The organism is Streptococcus suis (genome assembly GCF_046032535.1).
GTDB classification, from domain to species: domain Bacteria; phylum Bacillota; class Bacilli; order Lactobacillales; family Streptococcaceae; genus Streptococcus; species Streptococcus suis_AK.
In genome coordinates, this window is the sequence record NZ_JARQPL010000018.1 from 32,871 (window position 1) to 42,964 (window position 10,094).

General features: G+C 39.8%; 11 protein-coding genes, 1 tRNA gene and 1 pseudogene. 3 read left to right on the forward strand and 10 right to left on the reverse strand.

Annotated elements, in window-relative coordinates:
- Positions 1 to 192: 192 nt before the first annotated feature.
- From P7J58_RS06750 to P7J58_RS06770, 5 genes are read right to left on the reverse strand one after another with little or no spacing between them, the layout of a single operon-like run.
- On the reverse strand, positions 193 to 588 hold the full coding sequence (locus P7J58_RS06750) for a PTS sugar transporter subunit IIA (RefSeq protein WP_408555963.1): 396 nt from the start codon (positions 586 to 588) through the stop codon (positions 193 to 195).
- Positions 588 to 1,406 (reverse strand): PTS system mannose/fructose/sorbose family transporter subunit IID, encoded by an 819-nt coding sequence (locus P7J58_RS06755; RefSeq protein ID WP_004195637.1) that lies wholly within the window; start codon positions 1,404 to 1,406, stop codon positions 588 to 590. The genes P7J58_RS06750 and P7J58_RS06755 overlap by 1 nt, the downstream gene beginning before the upstream one ends.
- Entirely contained in the window at positions 1,393 to 2,289 is an 897-nt protein-coding gene (locus P7J58_RS06760) for a PTS mannose/fructose/sorbose/N-acetylgalactosamine transporter subunit IIC (RefSeq protein WP_024375914.1), read from the reverse strand. Before P7J58_RS06760 ends, P7J58_RS06755 begins: the two co-directional genes overlap by 14 nt.
- 38 nt (positions 2,290 to 2,327) lie before the next feature.
- On the reverse strand, positions 2,328 to 2,813 hold the full coding sequence (locus P7J58_RS06765) for a PTS system mannose/fructose/N-acetylgalactosamine-transporter subunit IIB (RefSeq protein ID WP_004195634.1): 486 nt from the start codon (positions 2,811 to 2,813) through the stop codon (positions 2,328 to 2,330).
- A 55-nt stretch (positions 2,814 to 2,868) separates the two neighbouring features.
- The gene (locus tag P7J58_RS06770; RefSeq protein ID WP_408555964.1) at positions 2,869 to 4,641 is read right to left on the reverse strand and encodes a glycoside hydrolase family 35 protein; all 1,773 of its coding nucleotides are present in this window, start codon (positions 4,639 to 4,641) and stop codon (positions 2,869 to 2,871) included.
- Positions 4,642 to 4,863: 222 nt separating this feature from the next.
- On the opposite strand from P7J58_RS06770, the gene P7J58_RS06775 reads away from it, so the two are divergent.
- Positions 4,864 to 5,574, forward strand: coding sequence for a GntR family transcriptional regulator (locus P7J58_RS06775; protein WP_172034978.1), 711 nt, complete (start codon positions 4,864 to 4,866; stop codon positions 5,572 to 5,574).
- Between the two features lie 139 nt (positions 5,575 to 5,713).
- Here P7J58_RS06775 and P7J58_RS06780 read toward each other — a convergent pair whose 3' ends face one another.
- From P7J58_RS06780 to recX, 4 genes are all read right to left on the reverse strand, one after another.
- Complete coding sequence (locus P7J58_RS06780) at positions 5,714 to 6,445, reverse strand: GntR family transcriptional regulator (protein WP_029943392.1); 732 nt, start codon at positions 6,443 to 6,445, stop codon at positions 5,714 to 5,716.
- A gap of 99 nt (positions 6,446 to 6,544) precedes the next feature.
- Positions 6,545 to 6,862: a DUF960 domain-containing protein gene (locus P7J58_RS06785; protein WP_002942715.1), complete on the reverse strand. Its 318-nt coding sequence runs from the start codon at positions 6,860 to 6,862 to the stop codon at positions 6,545 to 6,547.
- 57 nt (positions 6,863 to 6,919) lie between these two features.
- Positions 6,920 to 7,453, reverse strand: a complete 534-nt coding sequence (locus P7J58_RS06790) for a DUF402 domain-containing protein (protein ID WP_024375910.1) — start codon at positions 7,451 to 7,453, stop codon at positions 6,920 to 6,922.
- 75 nt (positions 7,454 to 7,528) lie between these two features.
- Positions 7,529 to 8,305, reverse strand: a complete 777-nt coding sequence (gene recX, locus P7J58_RS06795; protein ID WP_044692219.1) for a recombination regulator RecX — start codon at positions 8,303 to 8,305, stop codon at positions 7,529 to 7,531.
- A gap of 37 nt (positions 8,306 to 8,342) precedes the next feature.
- Here recX and rlmD point away from each other — a divergent pair, with 37 nt between their 5' ends.
- Both rlmD and P7J58_RS06805 read left to right on the forward strand, forming a co-directional pair.
- A complete protein-coding gene (rlmD, locus tag P7J58_RS06800; protein ID WP_408555965.1) occupies positions 8,343 to 9,695 on the forward strand; it encodes a 23S rRNA (uracil(1939)-C(5))-methyltransferase RlmD in 1,353 nt (450 codons plus the stop codon).
- A 98-nt stretch (positions 9,696 to 9,793) separates the two neighbouring features.
- Positions 9,794 to 9,956 (forward strand): annotated as a pseudogene (locus P7J58_RS06805) (transposase); the annotation flags it as partial.
- A 65-nt stretch (positions 9,957 to 10,021) separates the two neighbouring features.
- Here P7J58_RS06805 and P7J58_RS06810 read toward each other — a convergent pair.
- Positions 10,022 to 10,094 (reverse strand) — tRNA-Pro (locus tag P7J58_RS06810).

Consider the following 10,094-nt stretch of genomic DNA (forward strand, 5'->3'; position numbering starts at 1 on the left):
TGCAACTCCCTCAGGATACTTAAAGCCTATCAACTATAGAACAGTTTATAATTAACGAAAATCAAATCCGTCTGTAACAATCGGCTGAGTTAGCCTCACTCTCTTATTTCTAGGCTCAGGCTGAAACAGTCACTTAGACTTCCCTCGCTCTCTTATTTCTAAGCTCGGGCTGAAAAACTCCACTGGAGTTTTTCACTCATCTTCATCACTTGTTAATAGACTATTGACATGAACTAGGTTGCTTGTACCGAATTCCACATAGTCAACTGCTTCACCTAGCAGGACGCCGTTCAAGAATCCGATAACCATTGGCATGTTCATCCCTGCATAGAGGTCAAACCGCCCACCTTCAATCAATTTTCGTGATACGACGTTGGCTGGTGTACCGCCCAACAAGTCTGCGAAGACAACGAAATCTTCCAATCCTGCAATTGTTTCTTCAAATTTTTTCTGGAAGTCTTCTGGACCTTCTTCTGGTAAAAGAGCTACTGTATAGATATCCTCCTGAGGACCCATAATCATCTCAGTAGATTTCTTCAACTCTTCACAGAAGATACCATGACTTACTAATACTAAACTTCTAGTCATTATGCCATACCAAATACGAAGTGACCGATTGCAGAAAGTCCAACTGCAAGTGCGATGATAATCAAGATAGCTTTAGTAGAAGTCATGCCACGACGACCAAGAAGCCAGAAGACAAATCCTGTAAAGACAGCTGGAACAAGGCGAGGGAAGATTGTGTTGAGCAAGTCTTGAATGTCAATCACTTTCTCACCTACATGTGGAGCCCAAGTCACTTCAAAGTTAATCATAGTTGCAATCAAGGCACCCATCATGAAGACACCCATTACAGACGCTGCATCAACAAGAGCTGTTAACTTATCACGCATAGTTGTGATGAGTTTAGTCCCCTCTTTGTAGGCAACTTCCAACTGTTTCCAGCGGAAAATATCATATGCAACAGCCACGGCTACCCAAAGGAAAATACCTACCGGAGAACCTTCCTTACCCATAGTCGCTGCCACAGTACCCATAATCGCTGGAACAAGAGAACCAAAGATAGAGTCACCGATTGGGGCAAATGGACCCATCAAACCAGTCTTAATACCGTTAACCGCGTCTTTAGAAGCTACACCGTCGCTTTCTTCCAAAGCCAAGTCAATACCTGTGATGATGGTATGGAAGAATGGTGAAGTATTGAAGAACTGGGTATGTAGTTTCATCATTTCCTTCAACTCAGGAGTACCATCTCCATACATTTTACGCAATTGTGGCAAAATCATGTAGAGGTAACCAGACGCTTGCATCCGCTCGTAGTTCCAACCAAGTTGGAAAGTGAATAAACTACGTTTGTTGATTTGATTAAAATCTTCTTTTGTTAATTTGTAATTAGATTTCGTCATCTTCAATTTCCCCACTTTCTGAATTTGATGGAGCAACCACAGTTACTTTTTGGCTATTTTTGAAGTGAAGCACTGAAAGGAATGCACCCACAATAGCGATACCAATCATTGACAAGCCTTTGAAGTTGTTAACAAAAGCCACGCCTGCATCTTCAGGAAGAGTACCAACGATACCAGCAACTGCACCACCCAAAGCTGACACATTACCGTAAAGAACAGTCAACATAGCTGTAAGGGCGAAACCTACCGCCAAGTAGTGAAGGTTACGTTTAAGTGGAAGGTAGTGGAGCAAGATTGCAAATCCAAGACCTGGAAGCATACGAGCTGCAAGCGTCAAACCATTGGCAATCCATTGGTATTGTTCAATAGTTTTAACCATTGCATCTACAAACCCACCACCAAAAGCAAGAGCAAGGAAGACTGGAAGTGCACGAGAAAGTGCCCAAGGAATTGCACCAAGCAAGTAGTTGCGTTCGATACCAGCGTAGTCAAAGCGTTCAATCGCAGCATCTACACGGTGTGCAAAGAAAGTAGTTGAGAAACGACCAGCAATATCTGTATAAACAAGAAGTGCTGCTACTGGAACCGCGATAGTAGATACCGCAAGTTCAGGGTCAATACCTTGTGATACAGAGAAGGCAGTTGCCAATACCGCACCAGAGGTTGCGTCGATACGAGATGCACCACCGAAAGTACCTACACCAAGTACCATGAGCTGCAAGCTAGCACCGATTGCCAAACCTGTTGCCATGTCGCCCATGATTAAACCAGAGATGAACCCTGCAAAGACCGGTGAACCTGCTGACGATACGATGGTCAGCTCATCACAAATCTGGTAAGCAGAGTAGAGCGTTAGAAGTAATATTTGCCACCATTGCATAATAGTGATCCTCCTTTAAATTTTTCAAAAATATCCGAATGTTATCTAACCTTATCCAATAATGGCATAAAGTCTTTTGGTGAATCGCCAGGTACCATTTGTGCAAATAATTTTACACCCTTAGCCGCCAAGGCATCAAAATCTGCAATATCCTTATCTACAACGTTAATAGAACGAGTTACAGAACGAGTTTCTGGTGATTGTGACATATTGCCGACGTTCAATTCAGCAAGTTCTACACCATATTCTACCAAGCGAAGGAAGTTTTCTGGACGACGAGCAACAATCAAGAGACGTTGCGCATCATATTTGCCTTCCTTGATGTTATTGGCTGCTTTTTCGATTGGCAAAATAGATAATTTTACCCCCGGTGGGCAAGCCAATTTCAAACCTTGTTTCTCAATGTCGTTTTGAGCAACCGCATCGTCAATAACCATGATACGACTAATATTTAATTTAGTAGTCCAAAGGTTAGCAACCTGACCGTGAATCAAACGACCATCAATACGCGTAGCAATAATTGCCATACAGTGTTCTCCTTTTCTTCATAAATCTTTCTGTTAGATGTTCTCTGCAGAACACCTACACCTCTTTATAAACGGGTTCCTGTGAAAAACTAATCTTCTCTCTATATTTTCCTTCCGTCTCGAAGACGACGATTTCATTTTCTCCTTTCTTTAAGTATCCTTTTGGAATATAGAGATAGAGGATTGGTCCTTTTTCCCAGAAACGTCCGATATTTACATTATTAACGAAAACAACTCCCTTACCAAAACCTGTCATGTCTAAGTAAGTATCCGCAAGTTCATCCAGTTCAAACTGATAACGATAGAAAGCAGCTTGACCTTCCTCCCAGCCCTTACTAAAATCCAGGTCCTCAACTGACTCAAGATGCAAAGGATAGGTTTCCCAATGACCAATAAAATGTAAATCAGCCATCGCACCTCGACCAAGCCCTTTAGACTGGGTAGGAGCCGTTAGTTTGTGCCCATAATTGACACGTCCCATATTTTCTACCAAAATATCTAATGTTAGCTTGTCATCTTTAAACTCCAATTCAACATCGTCACCAATCTCAGTCTGATACTGAGTTGCAACGAATTTTCCATCTGCATAAATTTGGATACGGTCACGCGCATCAACCACTCGGAAACGCTCCGCTTCTGTCTTATCCCGCTCCAACTCTGTTCTATATAAAATATAACCTGTTGACTGATCAAGTTCTTCCATATTCTTAGGATAAAACCCTTTTACGCAATCGCTTACATTTTTTAGAGTAGCAAATAAACTCACCTTATCATGAAGCAACACATCTGAAAAAGCTTTTGCCTCTTTTACAAGCGGTTCTGCATACTCTAATTCAGGATAGACTTCTTTCAAACGTTGTTGCAAAATATAAAACTTCTTAGTAGGATTTCCAGCTTCATCCAATATAGCATCATAATCATAAGAAGTTACCTGAGGCAAATCAATTTGACCACGAGCAGAGCAACCATTCATGAAACCAAAATTTGTTCCACCATGGAACATGTACAGATTCAAGGAGCCTAATTCGATACATTCCATAACCGAATCAACCATTTCCTCCGGCTCTCTACGAATAATTTCATCGCCCCAGCGATTGAACCAACCATCCCAAAATTCCATACACATGAGTGGCCAATTCTTCTGATGTTCATTAAAGAATGCCGTCATATTTGCAAAATTCTCTCTAGCTTTAGAACCAAAGTTTCCTGTTACAAATACATCGTCCTCTATCAGTGTTCCTGCACGTAATGTTGCTCGCCAAGAACCGTCCGAGGTAAACAAGGGAGCAGTTAGACCATGTTTACGCATCAAGCCAGCCACCGATCTTAGATACTCCTTCTCCTCACCATAAGAGCCATACTCATTTTCCACTTGGAACATAAGTACATTTCCACCCTGTGCGAGTTGGAGCTTGGCCAATTTAGGAATAAGAGAAGCGTAATATTCATCTAAGTGCTGCAAGTACACCGAATCACTCGAACGTACTCTAAGCTCTTCCTTCATCAACCAAGCAGGGAGGCCACCCCATTCCCACTCCGCACAAATATAAGGGGAAGGACGTACAATTGCATAAAGCCCTAATTCTTGAGCCAATTTCAAAAATCGCTCAATATCCAATATACCCTCGTAACAAAACTCACCCTTTCGAGGTTCATGCATATTCCAAGGGACATAGGTTTCAACCGTATTAAAACCAAGGGCCTTTAAGTTATACAAAGAATGGTACCAATCATCAGGATGGACACGAAAATAATGAATCGCACCTGATAAAATCTTAAAAGGTTCACCGTCTAAATAAAATTGGTCTCCAATATAAAATTTTTTCATTTCTTCCTCCGATGCAACCGCTTACCTTTCTATTAATATACTAACACTTATTTGTGGTTATGTCCAGTACTTTTTAAAAAATTTTTACTTTTTTTTTGCAAACACATCTATTTCATCAGTCAGAAAGGGATTACATCTATTTTTTTATGGATTCTAGCTATATTTTTTTGATTTTCATCAATTAATTTAGTATAATAAGTCATGGAAAGGAAGGAAATAAGTATGAAAGTACCTAAGTACCAGCTTATACAAAATGACTTACGTCAGCAAATCATTTCTGGTAAATTTGAAAATGGCGACAAATTTTACACAGAATCTGAATTAACAAAACTATTTAACGTTAGCTCTATCACCGTTATTCGTGCAGTAAACGAACTAGTTAAAGACGGCTACCTCGTTCGGCAACAAGGTAAAGGGACCTTTGTATCCCGTTCACGCAAAGGACGGCTTGTAGAATTTTCTGATATTGAGATTTTTCCGATGGATAAGGATAAGGTTACTGTTCTCTCGTGCGAAAAAGGCAATAAACCCGATATCCTTGAAAAACTAAATCTTGACAAGAATGAGTTTTACTATAAAATTGTACGCGTCCGCGCAGCAGAAGACACTCCATACATCTTCCACAATTCATATATCCCTCAACGATATATCCAGAATCCCGATGCTCCACTCGAGCACTATCAATCAATCTATCAACGCTTCAAACTGGACTACAATATCCACATGTCCGAGGAACCATTTGTAGAAACGAATGAAATTGTCAGCCCATGTCCAAAAGAGGTTGCCAGCCATTTGAAATTAAAAGCGACTGAACCAGCTGTACTACAAAACAAAACAACTACTAACAGTACTAGCGGTGAAGTGATGGAATATACTGAAACTTACAAACACTGGAAGTATTACAAATTTGAAATTACAGCCAATCATCGCTAAAAAAACGCAGACTAACGTCCGCGTTTTTTTCATACCCAATAACAATCAACAGTAGCCTAGGAAACGAAACCGAAGATAGAACTGGATTTCATAAAGGCTCTTGACAACGAATAATTTTGATTTTCGAAGAGTATTAATTCTAATATCCCCGTTGATGGGTAATCTTGTAACGAAACTGGTCCGCTCTAGCAATACTAAACGTAAACTCGATAATTCTATTCTTATCATTATACGTTTTTCTTACCAAATGAAGCACTGGACTATTGCTTGGAATTCCGAGTATCTTAGCTTCATTATCCAAAGCAATACTTGCATAGAACTCTTCTTCTGCTAGTCGAATTGTCTGACCATAATCCTCAAGAAAGATTTCATAGAGTGGTTTTTCCCTCATCCTGATGGCTGTTAAGGCAGGAAATAGCGAGGCAGGAACATATGTCCTTTCCAACATCATCGGAACCTCATCTGCAAGTCTCAAACGTTCAACTTCAAACACTTCCTCACCCTGACTAAGTTGTAAATGCTGCACAATATAGTCTGACGCCTTAACCAATTCAAAGGATAAAATTGATGTCCTCGGTACTTTCCCAATTTTTTTCATTTGCTCAGTAAAACTATAGGCCTGAGACAAATCAACTGCAGTATCTGAAATCTCAGATACATAGGTTCCCTTACCGTGCTTCTTATAGACTAAGCCCCGTTTTTCCAATTCTTGCAAAGCCAAACGAACTGTAATACGACTGACACCATAAACCTGTGTCAACTCACGCTCTGAAAATAACTTGTCATTCGGAGCCATCCTCTCACGAATTGCAACTTCCAATTCATCAACCAACTGCAAATAGAGAGGTTTCTCAACAGTTTGACTAACCATAGACTCCTCCTTTCTAACCCACATAAGCTTACAAATCTATTTTACACCAAATTTCATATATTAACAATATCTTGGGTGATAAAATACCAGCTCTTCAAGCTAAAGCAAGGTCACCTCATCTGGCAAAGTAATGGTCTCTTTTCCCTGCTTGTCCATTACCAAGATTGTTGAGGGATAAAAAGGATCAAAACGACTACTTAAATCTACAGCCAGTACATTTTTATAACCTTCCTGCGAAAAGACCAGCGTAATCTTACCACGACGATTTTTGATAGAAAAACGGATTACATTTTTCAAAGGAATAACTCCTTTTAAGTAGTGATCAATAACATACCAGAAACTATCAATCACTTCCCCGGGAAGCGAGGTCACAACTCCAAAACTTGCATAGCGCCCATTTGTTTGTTCAAAGGCCATAAGCCCCTCCTTTACAATAAGAAAAAAGCCTGTAAAACAGGATTTTCTTTTCTAACTTTATCTACTTCTCAGTTCTAAATAGCGTTTGTACCAGATATTAACGTAGGCTGGAGAGAATGGTCCGCGCTGGTTATTAATCCAATCAACCAGTATCTTGACATTTTCCTTCAAAATAAAATCAATATCATCCGAATACTTCATCGCCTTACGATGACGCTTATATTCATCCACATCCAGCAATCTCTTTTCACCATCAGCAAAGACCTTAACATCTAGGTCATAATCAATGTATTTGAGCGCCTCATTGTCGAGAACATATGGACTAGCAAGGTTACAATAATAGGAAACTCCGTTTTCACGAATCATTGCAATGATATTGAACCAGTATTTTTTATGAAAATAAACGATTGCTGGTTCTCTTGTTACCCAACGCCTACCATCATTTTCAGTCACTAAGGTATGATTATTGACTCCAATAATAGCATTTTCCGTTGTTTTTAATACCATGGTGTCACGCCAAGTGCGATGAATTTCACCGTCATGCTTATAACTTTGAATTGTAATAAAGTCGCCTTCCTTTGGTAATTTCACTTTGTTACCAACTTTCTACAATTACAATTTATCTTGACTATTATATCATATTTTTCTAACCTAGGCTAAATTTTTTCACAGATAATCACGAAGGACAGTCTGAATCCGATCAAAGTCATAACCCTTTCGAGCTAAAGCCTGTATCAACCTTTGCTTCAATTCATAGCCTTCATATTTACGACTATATTTTCTATACTGCTTATCCAATTCCTTGGCGATTAAATCATCTTCATTTTCCTCATCAGCCACAAGTTCCAACTGACCCAGGCTTTGTTTGGCCGTCTCATAAGAAAACCCCTTACCCATCAATCCCTGTACAACTTTATCTTGCAAAGCTCGAAGAGGCAACTTTCTTTGGTATCTACCCACCAATTTCTCCCCAATCTTCCCAGCAAGCTCTGAAAAATCTTCCTCAGCCAGCCTTTTATCAATCAGCGGTTTAGGAATTCCTTTCTGCATCAACTTCTGACGAATCATAGCTGGTCCCTTATCTCCATTTAGAGCATTCTGACGAACATAGCTATCAACATAATTCCCATCGTCCAGCCATTTTTCCTCTTCTAATACCGTCACAATCTTGACAATATTGTTTTCTTCAATTTCATATTTTTTTAGATAATCACTAACTTCTTTTTGGGTACGTTGCTTGAAGGAAAGGTAATAAAGTGCTAGATTTTTCCCATAAGAAAACTGAGCAAAATCGCGAAGCTCACGAAACTCCTGCTCCGTGATTTCCTTTCCCTTACTAAGCATGAAGCGAACAATTGTGTCTTCCGTAATATACAAACTATCCTGACCATCCACTTCAAGTAAATAAAGACGTTTCTTCTTTTCAATTTTTGTAATTCTCATTCTTTCATTATACAGGATTTTTCGGTAAAATAATAATATGAATCTACAAGTAAACCAACGAATCCCCTTAAAAATCAAACGAATGGGCATCAACGGAGAAGGCATCGGATTTTATCAAAAAACGCTAGTCTTTGTCCCTGGTGCCCTTAAGGGGGAAGAAATTTTTTGTCAAATTACCTCAGTCAAACGAAATTTCGTTGAAGCAAAATTGTTAAAAATCAACAAGGAATCAAAATTCCGTGTCAAGCCTGCCTGTGACATCTATCAAGCCTGTTGTGGCTGTCAAATCATGCACCTCCGCTATGATAAACAATTAGACTTCAAACAAGATCTCTTGCAGCAGGCCCTAAAAAAGTTCAAACCAGCTGGCTACGAAAACTACACTATTTATCCAACAATCGGTATGGATAAGCCTAGCCACTATCGTGCTAAATTACAGTTCCAGACTCGATCTTTCAAAGATCAAGTCAAGGCCGGTCTCTATGCGGAAAATTCCCATCGCTTGATTGGAATTACGAATTGTTACGTCCAAGATGCCGAAACACAAGAGATTATCAACGGAATCGCAAAGCTACTCACCAAGCACCGTATTCCTATTTATAATGAGCGCAAGCAACATGGAATCCGCACGGTTATGGTCCGCAAGGCTCGAAAAACAGGTCAAGTTCAAGTGATCTTTGTCACCTCTTGTCAGGTTAATCTTATTAAATTAATTGATGAACTCACCAGTCAATTTCCAAGTATAATCACTATTGCTCTAAACTGGAATAGGCAGAAAACGAGTGATATTTATGGTGAAAAAACAGAAATTTTATGGGGAGAACAAGCTATCGATGAAGCTGTTTTAGATTACGAATTCTCACTATCTCCACGGGCATTTTACCAATTAAATCCCCAACAAACAGAAATTCTCTATGGCGAGGCCGTCAAGGCTTTGGATATTTCAGGAGATGAAGACTTGATTGATGCCTACTGTGGCGTGGGCACAATCGGCTTCGCCTTTGCTAAAAAGGTCAAATCTGTTCGAGGTATGGACATTATTCCAGAAGCCATCGAGGATGCTAAAGCAAACGCTAAGCGAATGGGACTATCCAATACCCACTATGAGGCAGGTAAAGCAGAAGAAATCATTCCAAAGTGGTACCAAGAAGGCTACAGGGCCGATGCCTTGGTAGTTGATCCTCCACGGACTGGACTCGACGAAAAGCTCCTCAAAACCATTTTGGATTACAAACCAGCTAAAATGGTTTATGTATCCTGCAATGTCTCCACTCTTGCAAGGGACCTTGTTGAGCTAAGCAAAGCCTACAAGGTAGAATACATTCAATCTGTCGACATGTTTCCCCACACAGCACGGACAGAGGCGGTTGTTAAACTAAACAAAAAATAAAAGGCCTATAAGACTATGACGGGTAAACCCACCATAGTCATATAGAGCCTTTTTGAGTGTAGAAAAAAGTCCCCTATGACCTACACTGAAAAACAACAAAACTCATATTTTCCAACACCAAATTAGAAACAACTAACAATCTCATCAAAGTCATTAAAAGAAATGCCTTTGGTTTCAGGAAGATGAAAACTAGAAAAACGGATTTTGATTGCCTTAAACACAAAAAAAGGGAGAACGAAGTTCGTCCTCTCTAGGTGTTAGCTTTTCATCTACCCACTACAGTTGACAAAGATCTAAAAAAGAACATTGCTGCTCTCTTACAATAATCGGGAAGACAGGATTCGAACCTGCGACACCTTGGTCCCAAACCAAGTACTCTACCAAGCTGAGCTACTTCCC

Bases quoted from the DNA above. Each gene is read 5' to 3' on its own strand.
- P7J58_RS06755 (WP_004195637.1), bottom strand. From the start codon at position 1,406: ATGACGAAATCTAATTACAAATTAACAAAAGAAGATTTTAATCAAATC.
- P7J58_RS06785 (WP_002942715.1), bottom strand. From the start codon at position 6,862: ATGGCCTTTGAACAAACAAATGGGCGCTATGCAAGTTTTGGAGTTGTG.
- recX (WP_044692219.1), bottom strand. From the start codon at position 8,305: ATGAGAATTACAAAAATTGAAAAGAAGAAACGTCTTTATTTACTTGAA.
- P7J58_RS06750 (WP_408555963.1), bottom strand. From the start codon at position 588: ATGACTAGAAGTTTAGTATTAGTAAGTCATGGTATCTTCTGTGAAGAG.
- P7J58_RS06770 (WP_408555964.1), bottom strand. From the start codon at position 4,641: ATGAAAAAATTTTATATTGGAGACCAATTTTATTTAGACGGTGAACCT.
- P7J58_RS06780 (WP_029943392.1), bottom strand. From the start codon at position 6,445: ATGGTTAGTCAAACTGTTGAGAAACCTCTCTATTTGCAGTTGGTTGAT.
- P7J58_RS06765 (WP_004195634.1), bottom strand. From the start codon at position 2,813: ATGGCAATTATTGCTACGCGTATTGATGGTCGTTTGATTCACGGTCAG.
- rlmD (WP_408555965.1), top strand. From the start codon at position 8,343: ATGAATCTACAAGTAAACCAACGAATCCCCTTAAAAATCAAACGAATG.
- P7J58_RS06775 (WP_172034978.1), top strand. From the start codon at position 4,864: ATGAAAGTACCTAAGTACCAGCTTATACAAAATGACTTACGTCAGCAA.